Genomic DNA, 15,317 nt, shown 5'->3' with positions numbered 1-15,317 from the left:
TCATCCTTCCTCTCTATAAAAAATATTTCGTACAAGATGACGGAAATTTCCTTCTTCTACCCCTTGTATTTTCTTTTTCAGTAATGATTCAACATATATTTTTCGTTTATTGTACTGAAGCATGTCATGCCGCTTTTTCAATTCCGGAAACTTGTACAAATGTTTATCAATAGCGGTTGCCACTTGAGTCCAAAACACCTCTTCTTTGTAGCCATGCTGTTCTTCAAGTAAGGATGATAATTCAGATAAATGAAACACAAATAATGTATCCATAACCAACTCTCGTAATGCTTCAACTTTCGACATCCAATAATAGACATCTTCAGGTGCATGTTCATAATCTTTATGTATGTTTTCAAAATGAGGAACAAGCTTTTTATCTGCAATATACTCTTTTGTATACTCTATACTTTCATGGAAATCACGTAAGACAACACGGATCGGCCACCCATCTTTATGCAATAAAATCATATTTTGCGCATGCGCTTCAACCGCAATGCCATGAGCAACAAGCAAATGCCAAATTGGGATAACACTGATTTCGATAAATTGATTAATCCATTCTTCTATTCCATAGTATATAAGCCATGGATCGATAAAAGGTTTGCCATCTTCCTCAGATAACATAAGTGCAGTAAACGGGACAGCTTGTTCTTTTTTCCTCAAATGAGTGTGCACGCTCTCTCTCCATATACAACCAAGCTGACCTTCTACATTTTCACTTTGACCTTCTTCTGGTTCAAAAATGATGCCCGCATATTCTTTTAATATAGCTAATTGAGCTTCATTTTTTAAATAAGAGTCTGATTGAATGATTCGTTCGATCCATTGTGATATATACGGTGCTGAGCAGACTGAATGAGATTTTAACGTCCTTAAAGAAGATGTGTTCACCAAATTCATTGACAATTTTAAATAGGCTTTCTTTGGATTAGATTTATTTATTAACGTACGAACAGACTGAGTTGCACGATATTGATCTCCTTTCACTCCTAATAAGTAAATATCTTCTCTTGCCATATATTCAGTTATATTCTCTTTAAATGAATTCCATTGCCATGGATGAACCGGAAGAAATGTATAATCGTCAAAATGGCACCCTAATAGCTCAAGCTGCTTTATCCATTCTTTCCACGATTTCAAGCCGAGCTCTTTTTGCCAGAATTCCTTTTCTTCTTCTAACATCGAGATCTGAGTCTTGCTTCGTCTGACTGCTAGCCAAACTAAAGAGAAAGATTGCTTTGCTTCTGGGCCATACATTTCATGATCATCTATAGTAAAATTCGTCCTTGATTTAAAACAAGGGTGATACAGGTGTCCCTCTATTAATTCGGATTCTAACTCTTCATAGCTTGAATCTCTCCTAGAATATGGTTGAGAAAGATGTGTCTCATTCCACTGACATAGTTTTACCGTTTGCCATAATTCATGCTGCAATTGAGCTTTATCCTTATGATTTGAGCAAAGTTCTTCTAACAGGTCCTCAATCGTTGTTTCTATTAACCTCTGATTTTTTACATAAAATAAGCTATTCTCCTTTATTCGAATGCGATTAAATACTGTTCTACGTCCTTCACATTGATATTTACGTTTTTTACCGTATATATAAAACAAAGAATATTTATCATCTTCAGTTTTATATTCTTCAAAGGAAATTAGACCTTCAAACATCATCGCTTCTAGTAATTGACGTTTGACTCGCAACATTTGTCTATCAGAAGGTAAGTGACAAATTTTTTGCACGTTCTCCCTCCTTTATTGCTACAAATGGATTTTCAACCTTCGTATAAATCGCTTGCTCAAGCACTGTTGATAGTTCATCGACATCGTGTAAACGAGTCAGTAAATTAGCTTTATACGACAGTTTTTTTTGATGTAAAATAGTGGATACGAATCTTTTCCCTTGTCCTTGTAATCTTTTTTCCAGTAAAAGTAACTGTAATTTTGAATATTGCAGTAGTTTTTCTTCCCGAATCAAACCATCTGCTCCAAAGCGATAAATAACAGAAAAAAGTTGATTCATAAATAAATAATATGTAAACCTTTCTTGAATGAGTGAATCTTCATAAAAAAGTTCTGGTGTATGTAACAAAGATGGTTCGGTGAAACAAAGGTCTTTTTCATAATCTTTTGATAAATAATAACCTTGATTATCACGGTAAAAATAAGATTCAGGATAACCATTCGAAACATCTAACACACTATTTTGTTGGTGCGCCTCTAGAGCAATTCCATGTTCATCGTATAGTCGAATGAGCGGTTCAATCGCACAGTTCCAATACTTTTTGAACCAATCTAGACTAACTGCTTTCACCGTTCTTCCTTCTGCAAGAGCTATCGTTTCAATTAATTGAAAGAGCCTGGATTTCTTTGTTGGTAATGGATCTTGAGCAATAGCTGCAACGGAATTAAAACCTCGCTTATGCTTTTCTTTTTCACAAAATGGGTTTGACCTTATAATAATTTCAAAACCGGACTCCTTCCTGCCAGGTAAATGAACTGTAAGATAAGCAGGGTCTTCTATAATATGAAACGTCGAATGCTTTTGTAAGAAAGGAAGTTTACGGAATAAGCTAGCCATTACTATCCCTGCTTTTAGTTCATGTTGCTTGTTCACCCTTAAAGAGTTCGTTACCTTGACAGGAATTGAAAACTTTAACATCCAATCTTCTTCAAAGCTATAAACTGTACGAATAGAAGATGTTGCTGTATAAACTGGTCCCATTGTTCCTAAGCTCTTAATCTGCCCACCATCGATTGCTTCCTTAACATAGTCTTGCTGCAAAAGCCACTGAGCTTGTAGCGGATGTGTAGGGATTACACAACTTTCCTTTGAGATATCTAGATTCGGATTCGTTCTCAGTAAAGATTGAGTGACTATCTCACTCGCTTTTTGATTTAAAATGGATTCCTCTTCAATAACCTCACGTGATACTTCGAAATAATGAAGCTGAAAACTACCTGCAAGCTCTGGAGCGTAGTTTTTATGTTGCCAACTAGCCATACCTTGTCTACTTTTAGGTGTTGGGTGAAGCCAATGACCGAAGAGTAATGATTGTTCGGTTTCAATAAATGTACTGTTTACGGAATATAATTTTTCTGAATCACATATTCTACTTTCAATATAGTTTGTCATCGTATGATAGCTCTCTATTAATCGAACAATTAATTCATCATAATGTGTGACAAATCCAATGTAACCTTTTCTCTTTGCCAGCAAATGTAGCTCCTGAATAAGTGTCATCATTACGATGAGAGGATCTTCTCTCACCCATTGATTCGTTGTTGAACAATATTTAAGCGGAACTCCAACTAAATGTCTTCCAACTATCGATCGGTATTTGATTTCAAGTACAAACTTCTTTGAGTGTTCAATTAATACAAGCTCAATGACATTGATGCCCGTTAGATTAACAGCAGTAGGATTTTCTTTTATCCATTCCTTGGACCTTATCCATCTCCCGCAATTACCACCTTCACGTAAATAGCTATTTATAAAGGCCTGAAAGCTAGCATGTTCTGCAACTGTTTTAGCGGATTCTTCCATCAACTCACCCTTTCGTAGAGTCTTTCGTCCTAGTAGTTGATAACCATTCTCAATAACTTGCTAGAAAATAGTCTTTCTATATAAGAAAGACTATTGAAAAAGCAAAATGGTTCATTATCAAATCATCGTTACTAACTTTCTTTCAACCATTATTGACATTTCACGGGCTATCTTCCCGCCTCAATATTCTCTTTACTACCACCTGATAGCATTAGCTATACATATGTATTTCAAGTAATAATGAAACTCATTTTCAATTATAAAGTCTACAATCCTAACAGAACATGGACATTTTTAACATACTGAATGGATAAATGAATCATTTAGTATAATTTTACCTTCGATTTTTGAAATGTATTCGCAAATTCAATGAGCATTTTTTTTCTTCCTAATGGACCCCATGGATCCCAATTTTTACTGTTTGGAAAGTACACTTCGTTATCTTTAACAGCCTTCATCATTTTCCATTCTTTTAATTGAGCTAGCTTCCAAACATCACGTTCATGACTCCATAAAATAAGGAGTTTATCACACTGTAAATGAGCTAGTTGTTCCACCGAAATCACTTTGTAACCGTTTTTTGGTAAATTAGGATGTGGATTAAAGCCTAATTTTTGATAAAGAAGATCAAGAAGTGCATGGTCTTTGTATCCATATAAGCGAATTTCATTGTTACGAACCCAAATCACAGCCCAATTGCCCCTTTTTGTTAATGGACACAACTGATCTCTTACCGTATTCTCCAAAATTTCAATTTCTCGTTCTATATTATCGACTCTACTTTCTTTTCGAAGTATACGAGCAATTTCCCGTAAATACTCATTCCAATTCGTTTTAAAGGAAATATGCTCAACCTTGAGGTCATGGGATAACAAGACAGATTGGGTTTCTCCATTATGTAAAGTTGTTTTTAAAATCCGATCAGGATGTGTTTGTAATATTTCATCAGGTTGAAAGACTTTTTCAGCATTTAACAATCGTGTTCCTACGAGCTCTTTTTCTAAATATCTTGGTATTCCACCGCTCTTTGAATATATCGTTGGATAAGCTGGTGCTGCCACAGGCTGTATACCTAAAGAAAGTAAATGATCTTGCAAAAACATTTGACTTACAATAGCAATCCGCTCCTCCGCTCTTTTCATATACACAGTTGGAGGATATCCTACCTTTTGCTTAAAAAGTCGACTGAAGTAAAACTCATCCTGCATCCCTATCTTTAACGCTACTTCTTTTATTGTGATTCCTTTGTTTTGAACCATTAATTCTTTTGCTACTCGTATCCTTTCTCTTATCAAGAAATCCTTCGGTGATATTCCAACCTTCTTCTTAAAAGCCCTTGTAAATGAAGTTGGATTCATATTCGCCTTTGCAGCTAACATACAAACTTTATAAGACTTTGTTAAATGATTCCTCATGTAATCGATTATTTCGTCCATCTCATCTACTTCTGAAGATTCGGTTAGCATTGATAATAAATTCCATACGGTACTTTTGAATCTACAACTCTCAGAGTATGATTTCCTCCCTTGAAGTGATAAAGCATCCTGCCATAATGGACTCACTTTTGCTGGTACTTGTTTAGCTAACCGAACTGAAGATAAAAAAGCGAATTCTGTTTCATTTTTGTGCCAGGATAGTATGTAAACATACAAATGTTGAGATGAAGAAATAAGTTTGCTCTCCCTTGTAAAGACATAACTTTTCCCCTCAACAAGTTTTCTCTCCTCTCTTCCACTTTGTAAATAACCTGTGCCAGATGAAATATAAATTAACCCATTATATTCACCTAACTGGTTTATTGTTTCACTTTTTCCTTCACTAACTTTTAATAAAGTTATATGAAAACGTTTAACATCTTCTAGTGGATTATAGGTCATATAACGAACACCTTCCAAATTTAGTGAAAAACAATTGACATTAATTACTCAATAATAGTAGATTAATAACCAAACACATAAATGAAAATGATAATTATTATCATATAAACTCTTAAGAAGATTAGTTATTCAAACTAAACCGCCAATAACTAGTAGTCTTTCAGTTTGACTAAATTGGACCTTTTGTGATTTACTCTTGTTAATATTATAATGATAATGATAATCAATTTTAATAAGTTCTGATAGGTGATGCTGTTATTATATTTAAAAATAAAAATATCTGGATTTTATTAACTGGTGAATTTATTGCAGGTTTTGGTTTATGGCTTGGAATTATCGGTGACTTAGCGTTTATGCAAGATAAAGTTCCTTCAGATTTTCATAAATCGCTCATTTTGGCGACTGGTATTCTTGCTGGAATTGCCATTGGTCCCCTTTCAGGTAGAATTGTAGACCAATATAAAAAAAAGAACATTATGCTCTGTGCAGGAATCGGGCGCCTAATTAGTGTTGGGTTTATGTTTATTGCCATTGAAACTGGGTCAATTGCATGGATGCTTGCCTTTCTAATCTCTATTAATGTTGCAGCCGCCTTTTATTTCCCAGCACTGCAAGCTACCATTCCACTTGTCGTTGAAGAAAAAAAATTACTTCACATTAATGGGTTATATATGAATATTTCCACCCTTTCTCGGGTACTTGGTACAGCTTTTGCCGGCCTCTTTTTAACTATAATGTCCCTTTCCATGCTTTACGTTATAGCATTCATTTCATATGCTTTGTTGCTAACCCTTACAACCTTTTTGAACATTAAAGAACCAAATAGGGAGAAAGAAAATTTGCCTGAAGAAGAGAACACTAAGCAGTCTTTTAAAGAATTATTTCCTATCATAAAAGAACGACCAACTATTTTTCCAACGCTTTTCCTAACAATGGTTCCTCTTTTGTTTATAGGTGGCTTTAATTTAATTGTGATTAACATAAGTGAAGTTCTAGAAAACCCGTCAATAAAAGGATGGCTATATACCATTGAAGGAGTGGCTTTTATTCTCGGTACTTTTTTTGTACGAAGATTCGGCTTTAACACACCGTTTAAAAAATTATTCATACTTTCTATAGTCATCGCGTTTGCACAGCTTATGCTTTTTTACGTACAGTTTTCATATTTAACGATACTAGCTTTTGTGCTTTTCGGTTTTGCTGTCGGATGTTTTTTCCCAATAGCAACAATGGTTTTTCAAGTGACTATCCCCCCCATGTACCATGGGAGATTTTTCTCTTTCCGAGGTATGATCGATGATTTTATGTACCAAATCATTTTATTATCAACAGGATTGATGTTAGATACGTTAGGTTTGCAACAAATGATGATTACTTATGGAATTCTATCCTTTTTAATTACATCCTGGTTTTATTTAAGAGTCAAACAACTTAAAGTAGATGTAGTCAGTACTAGAAAAATTAGTTGATAACAGGGAATAGACCTTATCCTTTTTCAATAAAATGTTTTTGATTTGCTATTTAAAATAAGGTATATTTGGTTACGCGAATAACTAATTTTAAAATAAGGTCGTGATTTACATGCGCATCAATAAATATATTAGTGAAGCTGGAAAAGCATCTAGGCGAGGTGCGGACAAATTAATTACAGAAGGAAGAGTCACCATCAATGGAAAACGTGCACAAATTGGCGATCAAGTTCAGCCCGGCGATGATGTCCTTGTAAACGGCTCGCCCGTTCGGGTTGCTAGAAATAATGTCTATCTTGCTTTAAATAAACCTGTAGGTATTACAAGTACAACGGAAAAGAAAGTTAAAGGTAATATTATTGATTTAGTAAATCATCCATTAAGAATTTTTAATATCGGGAGGTTAGATAAGGATTCAGAAGGTTTAATACTCCTAACAAATGATGGTGATATCGTTAATGAGATTTTACGTTCGGAAAATAAGCATGAAAAGGAATATATCGTTTCAGTAGACAAGCCTATCACAGCTGAATTTGTAAAAAACATGTCTGAAGGTGTAAAAATATTAGGTACAAAAACACTTCCTTGTGAAGTAAGGCCGCTATCAAAATTTGATTTTCAAATTATTTTAACCCAAGGGTTAAATCGCCAAATTCGTCGCATGTGCGAAGCGTTAGGCTACGAAGTCTATCGACTGCAAAGAACCCGGATCATGAATATTCATTTAGGAAATCTTCCACCTGGACAATGGAGAGATTTATCAAAGAAAGAGCGAACACAGTTATTTAAAGAACTCAACTATGAACCAAGGGAATGGTAAAAAGGAGATTTGTAAGGATTGAAGGTGCTTTGCAAGTGTAGGGCTATGCGTATTTCAATTCTTAAGCGCAGTATATTTAAGAAACACAAAGAGCATTGAGGACTTTTACTCAATGCTCAGTTAGGTATGCCTGGACCCATTGTTGTAATTAATTATTTAACTTCATTTATTTGTTTGTGATATTTAGAATGAGTGGTTAAACAAAAGCATATTTATATAACAAAAATGTTTGGAGTTGATGTCTTGAGTAACTTCAATCCTGAAAAACTATTTGTGGAGTACGTGGACGGTGTGACTATAACACACCCTATTATTCCAAGACGTTACACACTCACTCATTCAGACTTTACTGGAGAACTGTTTTTAACGATTGGTAAAGATTATGCTTGGGATAAAATCAATCCAATGAGAGATGAAGTATTAGCGGAATGGAAAACACATGGAAGTTCCTTATACTTTGCGATTTACTTATACGTAGATCAAGGAGAATATAGCCAACTTGAAGCAGCTAAACGTAATGAAATCTTTAGACGTGAGTTACCTCTTGCTCTAACAGCGATTCGGTACGGCGATAGATTACTATTTGACACATACCATGAGCTCGACGATGCGCCTATCATCATTACGTTTATATCCTCCTACCCTTTGTTTGCTAAACAAGAAAACTGGGGAATCTTTCGTAATTTGTCATAGAGCGTTCACTTTTTCTTACTAGGTAATTGTTTAGAAGCTTGTGCACCCTTTCTATCGATAAAATTTTATGTAATCTCTCCATTACTTTTGATTGCTTGACAAGACTCTCTTTTGATAAGAGTAGCATTAACCTTTTCTACAATCCCTCGTTGCTGTTCTTGCTCAATCGATTCAATCAGAAGTGTTGTTGCTCTTTTCGCTATATCGGCAAATGAGATTTCAATTGTTGTTAAAGGTGGATTTAGATAAGATGAAAAAAAGGAGTTATCAAATCCAATGATGGATACATCTTCTGGAACACGTAACTCTAATTCACTTATTGCTTTATATGCACCTACTACCATCGTATCATTACTTACAAAAATAGCGGTCGGCCGATTGGGACCTCTAAGAAGATACTTTACGCCTTCGTACCCACTACTCTCAGTAAAATCACCATGGAAAATCAAATCCTTTGTTAATTCTATTCCATGTTTCATTAACGTGTTTTCAAAGCCTGCTAACCTTTCTTTTGCAGATAATTTATTTAAATTTCCAGTAATAATACCAATAGAAGTATGCCCTAGTTCCAATAAGTATGATACGGCCTTCACACTACCCTCATAGTTATCTGCATTAACATATATTGCATTGTGATTTTTGTTATAAACTTCGCTCGTATCAATCATAGCTATGAAATGTTTTTGTTTAATGAGATTAAAGATAAGCTCATTTTCTGCTTCTTGCGTCCCTACAAAAATAGCTCCCTCAATTAATTTTTGATAAAAAATACTTTGAACTTTTTTTAAATCTTCTTTTGAATAGGCAATTGAAATAAGAACATAATAATCCATTTTATTCGCTTGGTCACTGACTGCGTTAATAACTGGAGAAAAAAACGGATTATCATGTATTAAAGTATCGTCCGTTGTTTTTACATGATGAGGTTCATCATTATCTTTTACATCTAATAAAATGATAGCTATCATTTTGTTTTTTACGCCAGCTAACTTTCGTGCTGAAGCATTGGGGGCATAATTGTATTCCTCAATTGCTTTCCAAACCTTGTCTCTAGTTGCTTGTGGTATATCTGGATAATTGTTTATCACTCTTGATATTGTACTTCTAGATAATCCTAGAAGTTTAGCTAAATCCTCACTACGCATAACGTTCCCACCTAATGACTAATATTAATCCTATTATATAAAAACCGATTTAACGAAACAATCTATGTATTTTTCAATGAAAAGAGGCTGTCACAAAGGACCCAGTACCTTTGTGGACAACCTCCTTGTTATACAATATGATTTGAAAGACTATTCATTTTTAAACCAAAACTCTCTTACATTTGCGCCACCACTAGTAGATACAATATAGACATCATGAACTCCACGCACCCTACTATCTAAATTCGGAGTACCATTCCATTCGTAACTTGACCAGCCCCCTGTCGGCCCATAATTGACGGTACCAATAATCCTACCACTCGGACTACCAATCCTTATATCAAAGCTTCCTTGAAGAGGGGATGCATAACTTACCGCAAACGCATTATAACCCGTAGAAAAGTCTATATTATCAAATTTAATCCAATTTCCAGGGTGGAAGGACCCTACCCCACAATTCCATGAAGTAACTCCTCTTGCATTAGAAAAATCACATGCTCGTAATTGGAAATCTTGAGCAACTCCTGGTGGTTGTTGTCCGCCTCCTATAGTTGGTGTATATCGGACCCACTCATAATATGCATTTGCATTTTGTCCAGAATAACGACCAGCCCATTCATCGATTCCATAAGTATTCCATATGTTCATCATAATTTTACTGGGATTACTAGGTATGTTTTCTGTAGCTGTAGCTACTAATTGTCCATTAACGTACCACCTAATATAGTTTGGTTGCCAATCAAATGCATATGTGTTAAAGCTTTGAGAAGCATCAAATCCTAAATCATACAGGATTTCATTTCCACCAACACCATTTGTATAATAATTAAACTGAACTTTTGTCGTATCATTTCCTAAAAACTCGATGTCTATCTCATCCCATGGTGCTCCATTGTATGATGGTCCTGTATACGTAAAAAATGAGGAAATAACACCAGATACATTAGCTGGCTTCATTGAAACTTCATAAAGTCCATATCCATAGAAATTATTTGTTGTATACTCTCCACTCTCATAATTATACGGACGTGCATACGCGTCATTTCTACGTAGTGATAATTCTAGCACTCCACCATTAAAGTTAACTCGATTTGAACTCCAATGTGAACCAAAGAAAACGTCATCATTTTTCCACCCGTCGGAAATTTGCCAATTGCGTGCATCATGGTTGTTAAAAGGTGCAAACAAGCCATCTCCTGTTACCGGATTGTTTGCGTAGGTTACTGAAGAAACCGATAGCATTAGTAAAGTCAAGAAAAGTACAATTATGCATTTTTTCCTATTCATCATAATGAATCACACTCCAATATAATTAGTTTCCTTGCATAATGATTTAATCTTTTTACCTACTATATGTGAATGTATACAAATCTAAAGAAGGTGCTTGAGTATGCTAAAGTGTTAATAGGAGAATAAAGTGGTTTGAGTGAGAGAAATAAAGTGTATTTGATTTTTCTGGTGTTTTTAGTGAATGAGTATCACTGACACTTACGCATCAGTGATACTCTTTTTTAGTAGCTAGAGTTTTACTCTAGACGCTTGCGGTAAGATACTACTGTGAAGTAGAGAGCGCCTGCAAGTAAAATGAAGAAACCAATTAACAGCATTGTATAGTTGTTCGTTGCTGTGACTGGGAGTTTCTCACCATCTTTTTCTTTGTCGTCACTGGCTTCATCTTCAGAAGGTTCTTGTGGAGTTTCTGGATCTTCTGGATTTACAGGTTCTTCCGGTTTTACTGGATCTGCTGGTGCCTCTAACTCTTCTAGTGGTGTATACCTTACCCATTCGTATTCGGCAACTAATGGAATATCAGCGTCATCGAACACACCTGTCCATCCATCTACACCTATTGCAGGCCATAGATTCATCATGATTTTTTGTGGTGTTTGGGGAATGTTTTCTGTTGCCGTATAAACAGCTTCTCCATTCACATACCAAGTAATAGAGTCTTCTCTCCATTCAAATGCATATGTGTTAAATGACTCAGATGCATCAAAACCTAAATCGTGATAATGTTCATTACCACCTACGCCCTCAGTAAAATAGTTAAACTGTATTCTTGATGTGTCCTTACCTAAAAACTCGATATCTATTTCATCCCAAGGATCATTATCCCAATCCCATGGCCCTGTGTACGTAAAGAAAGAAGATACGGTTCCCTCTGACTTTACAGGCTTCATACTGACTTCGAACAGACCATACTGATAAAAATCATTTGTACGAAGCTCCCCAGACTTGTATGGTATACCCGTTTCCTCAGCGTTCTCGTCATGGTCAAGAGTTAATAGCATTTTACCATCATCAAACGTTACTTGTTCTGGATACCATGTTGTATTAAACATATCTCCATTTGTCCAAACACCTGCCATCGACCAACGTTCTTCATCATGGAAATCAAATTCATCAGTAAACTGCTCACCCATTGGTCTTTCTTCTGGCTCATTTGGATTATCATTGCTTGGATCTTCTGTACTTGGATCTTCAGTACCTGGTTCTTCAGTACCCGGTTCCTCAGTACCTGGATCTTCAGTACCTGGTTCTTCGGTGCCTGGTTCTTCAGTATTACCTTCTACCTTTTTAACCGACACATTGTCAATAAATACATTATGAGCTTCTGCTGGAGTTAATCCATTCTCATCTTTCCCTAAAGCAAAACCAAATTTAGATAATGGATCTGAAGGTTCAGTCATTGTAAATGTGTGCGTGTATGTTTCTAATGAATCGGTTAACGATACGGTTTGGTCAAAGTATTCAGTCCATATGTTATCTTCTTCCCCATTACGTTGAATTTGAACACGTAATGGTCGATCAACAGTTGACTTTGCGTCAAATGAAACCTCGTAAGTTGCATCTTTTTCAATATTGATTCCATGTTGGAATAATTGAATATTCCAATCATCCGTCCCTATATTCTTTATCGCAACTTTTGCTTGTCCATCTTCTACAGAAAATGTTGCTTCACCAGGACTATAGGCTTCTCTTCTCCAACCAGTTAAAGAATCAAACGTACCATTTTCTATAAGATTCCCCACTTCTAGATCGGATTGGTGTCGCTTTAGAAATACATTGTCAATGTATACATCGCTGTTATGACCACCCATATTAAATTGAAGTGATGAGTCATGATTATTTTCAGCTTCCATAATAAAATGTACGGTATATTCTTCTGTATTTGTTGTTAGATTAATGGTTTCTTCATGAACAACTTCAGAATTTGAATTCATAAAAGCTACTTGAATCTCTCTTTCAGTTTCTGAACTTGCATCAAACGTCAACTCGTATTTTCTAGCATTTTCCAAACTGAAACCACTTTGTGTTAACTGCACAGAATTACTTGTGTTACCGCCATTAGTAATTAATGCTTCAAATCTTCGTTCATTTATTGCACTACCAATATAATGCGTTGCATCTGCTGTCTCATCTGTGCTGAACTCCCAATACCCCATTCTATCGACACCTTGATCAAATGTACCATTAAAGATGTAGTTCCCAGTTGGAAGTGGGCCTCTTTTCGTATCAGCAGGATCTGGGTCAGCAATTTTTTCTAATCTGACATCATCAAGTGAAATATTGTTATCATTTAAACCCATATTGAATTCATATCTTGCTTTAACATCAGTTGGATGCTTCATCTTAAATTCAAACGAATAATCTTCCCAAGAAGTAGTAATGGTGATTGGGTCTTTTTCTGCATAATCAACCCAACTCCGATCTCCATCTCCACCTATTTTTACTTTAAGCGGTCTTTCATTCTCAGCTTTTGCTCTAAAGGAAGCTTTATATGTCGCTCCTTCAACTAGATGCATTGGCGACTGAAGCAATTGAACTCCGTGTTGAACATTCCCACCAGATTGAATTTGTACATCCAATGCTCCATCATTTACAGCAAGAGTAGCATTGCCGCCTCCATCTTGTAAAAATGTCCAATAATCCGTATACGAAACCCCTACTATTCCTTGAATTTCAGGGTCATCACTGTCAAAGCTTCCATTATATACGTAGTTACCATCTTCTAGCGGTGCTCTTCCTTCACGTTCTTCTGAGCTTTCAGGTTTTTCGTGTACAGGATATTCATCTTTCTCGTAAACTCTCACATAATCCACTGCCATTTGTTGTGGAAATACTGTTGTTTCATCTGGATTTCCAGGCCATCCTCCACCTACTGAAATATTCAAAATTAAAAAGAATGGTTGATCAAACGGAGCAGGATAAGTATAAGGATCTGCATTGTCAGGGTGCTTTGTGAACCAGTCATTTGCAGTATGAAAATGTTGATCATTCACATACCATCTAATTTCCCCTGGTTCCCATTCTATACTGAAAACATTGTAATCATCAGCAAACGTTGTTCCGTCTTTTAGTTTATATGTTCCTTGAATTTGTTGATGTGGACTCCCAAAGTGTACAGCCCCATGGATTGTCTCAGGTTCATGTCCTAGCAATTCCATAATATCTATTTCACCACTTACTGGCCACGTCCCATAAAATGGTTCATCATCGGGCATCATCCAAATCGCTGGCCACATGCCTTGTCCTTCAGGTAATTTCGCTCTTACATCGACTCTTCCATATGTCCATGTTTGCTTACCTTGAGTAATAAGTTTAGCAGAAGAGTAGTTATAGACTTGACCATCTTTTTCTGTAATATCTTCTTTTCTTGCTTCAAGAATAAGAGAGCCATCTTCAATAAAAGCGTTATTTTCTGTATACGATTGTATTTCATCATTCCATCTACCATTTTCAGGAACATCATAACTCCAGTTATCCATATTGATCTCGTCACCATCAAATTCGTCAGACCAAACTAAGTTCCAACCTTCTGATTCTGGGCTTGGACTTCTATCAACCTCTGGACTATCAACAGCGGAAACACTAGCTATAAAAGTAAAGTTAGAGCTAATAAGAATAATTGCTAGAAATAAGATAAACATTTTTTTCAGATTCATGATAACCTCCTAAATAATTTATTTAATCTACATATGTTACAGAATAAATTTGGCATCCCCCCTTTTTAGATTATTCGCGCGTCAATTTCAGGTTTGAACAACTTCATAATAAAATCACCTATGTAGTTAGGTCGTTAGGAAATGACTATTAATCTAATTCTTAGAGGCAGGTAATTGAAAACTAAGGACATATGACAACAGCATTTCTTCATCCCCGAGAGCTCGTCTTTCTTTACTTTCTAGAAGTGCTTGGGAGTATATTTACGTTATAGAAGTTTGGTTCTTTCATATGGCCGATGATTGTTACTAACACGCGTTAGTAATGGGGTAAAAAAAATGATTTTTAATTCTTATGTATTGCAAATATCACATCGTTTGCTAGTGGTAAAAAGGAAAGCGGTTTCAGTAATGATGTTAAACTATAATTTATAATATTTCAATCTTTTTTTGAAAAATTTGCACAACTTGTTATAACTCTGTTTTTTTTTTTTGAGACATAGCAAATTTATTGATAAATTAGGTTAATCCAAAAATTATTCTCTTGCTTTTTAGTTGAACTTATTTCAAAAACTGGAGTATCTAGTATTGGAAACTTTTTCTAGGGGATAATAAATTTATCTTTAACCAATCATTGGAGAGATAAGAGTTGACATTTTCAAGTCAATTAATTCCAAATGAATACTGGAATGCAATTATTTTTTTGCAAGGGCGTATAACCGTTCCCCGTAATGGGCTGTCAGCATGCCATGATCTTGCGCCGATACATACGGATTGATATTGAAAATCACATTTATAGTATGTAAAAATACAGGGGTGTGTA

Annotated in this window: 9 protein-coding genes and 1 pseudogene; 3 read left to right on the top strand and 7 right to left on the bottom strand. The window is 35.4% G+C overall.

The annotated features are described in order from the left end of the window. From T323_RS0124305 to T323_RS27635, 3 genes are all read right to left on the bottom strand, one after another. Complete coding sequence (locus tag T323_RS0124305) at positions 1 to 1,743, bottom strand: IucA/IucC family protein (protein ID WP_245613768.1); 1,743 nt, start codon at positions 1,741 to 1,743, stop codon at positions 1 to 3. Next, complete coding sequence (locus T323_RS0124300) at positions 1,715 to 3,547, bottom strand: IucA/IucC family protein (protein ID WP_026675578.1); 1,833 nt, start codon at positions 3,545 to 3,547, stop codon at positions 1,715 to 1,717. Before T323_RS0124300 ends, T323_RS0124305 begins: the two co-directional genes overlap by 29 nt. A 323-nt stretch (positions 3,548 to 3,870) precedes the next feature. Further along, positions 3,871 to 5,424 (bottom strand): helix-turn-helix domain-containing protein, encoded by a 1,554-nt coding sequence (locus T323_RS27635; RefSeq protein WP_026675577.1) that lies wholly within the window; start codon positions 5,422 to 5,424, stop codon positions 3,871 to 3,873. 239 nt (positions 5,425 to 5,663) lie between these two features. Between T323_RS27635 and T323_RS0124290 the strand changes: the two genes are divergently transcribed. The 3 genes from T323_RS0124290 (at position 5,664) to T323_RS0124280 (ending at position 8,406) form a co-directional block, all read left to right on the top strand. Further along, positions 5,664 to 6,893: an MFS transporter gene (locus T323_RS0124290; protein ID WP_308417670.1), complete on the top strand. Its 1,230-nt coding sequence runs from the start codon at positions 5,664 to 5,666 to the stop codon at positions 6,891 to 6,893. Between the two features lie 112 nt (positions 6,894 to 7,005). Next, entirely contained in the window at positions 7,006 to 7,713 is a 708-nt protein-coding gene (rluF, locus tag T323_RS0124285) for a 23S rRNA pseudouridine(2604) synthase RluF (protein ID WP_026675575.1), read from the top strand. 243 nt (positions 7,714 to 7,956) lie between these two features. After that, on the top strand, positions 7,957 to 8,406 hold the full coding sequence (locus tag T323_RS0124280) for a staygreen family protein (RefSeq protein WP_026675574.1): 450 nt from the start codon (positions 7,957 to 7,959) through the stop codon (positions 8,404 to 8,406). 65 nt (positions 8,407 to 8,471) lie between these two features. On the opposite strand, the gene T323_RS0124275 is transcribed toward T323_RS0124280, so the two are convergent. The 4 genes and pseudogenes from T323_RS0124275 to bglS (T323_RS29825) all read right to left on the bottom strand — a co-directional run bounded on the left by T323_RS0124275 (position 8,472) and on the right by bglS (T323_RS29825) (position 14,497). Then, entirely contained in the window at positions 8,472 to 9,551 is a 1,080-nt protein-coding gene (locus T323_RS0124275; RefSeq protein WP_026675573.1) for a LacI family DNA-binding transcriptional regulator, read from the bottom strand. Positions 9,552 to 9,701: 150 nt separating this feature from the next. Further along, positions 9,702 to 10,100, bottom strand: a complete 399-nt coding sequence (locus T323_RS29465; protein ID WP_281175768.1) for a carbohydrate-binding protein — start codon at positions 10,098 to 10,100, stop codon at positions 9,702 to 9,704. Continuing rightward, a pseudogene (bglS, locus tag T323_RS29460) lies at positions 10,101 to 10,841 on the bottom strand (beta-glucanase); the annotation flags it as partial. A 236-nt stretch (positions 10,842 to 11,077) separates the two neighbouring features. Beyond that, entirely contained in the window at positions 11,078 to 14,497 is a 3,420-nt protein-coding gene (gene bglS, locus T323_RS29825; protein WP_026675571.1) for a beta-glucanase, read from the bottom strand. Positions 14,498 to 15,317: the final 820 nt, after the last annotated feature.

This window comes from Alkalihalobacillus bogoriensis ATCC BAA-922 (genome assembly GCF_000621445.1).
Classification (GTDB): domain Bacteria; phylum Bacillota; class Bacilli; order Bacillales; family Bacillaceae_F; genus Bacillus_AO; species Bacillus_AO bogoriense.
Note: the sequence above shows the minus strand (reverse complement) of the source record. Positions and strands in the feature narration are given on the sequence as shown.

Bases quoted from the DNA above. Each gene is read 5' to 3' on its own strand.
- T323_RS0124300 (WP_026675578.1), bottom strand. From the start codon at position 3,547: ATGGAAGAATCCGCTAAAACAGTTGCAGAACATGCTAGCTTTCAGGCC.
- T323_RS0124275 (WP_026675573.1), bottom strand. From the start codon at position 9,551: ATGCGTAGTGAGGATTTAGCTAAACTTCTAGGATTATCTAGAAGTACA.
- T323_RS27635 (WP_026675577.1), bottom strand. From the start codon at position 5,424: ATGACCTATAATCCACTAGAAGATGTTAAACGTTTTCATATAACTTTA.
- bglS (WP_026675571.1), bottom strand. From the start codon at position 14,497: ATGAATCTGAAAAAAATGTTTATCTTATTTCTAGCAATTATTCTTATT.
- rluF (WP_026675575.1), top strand. From the start codon at position 7,006: ATGCGCATCAATAAATATATTAGTGAAGCTGGAAAAGCATCTAGGCGA.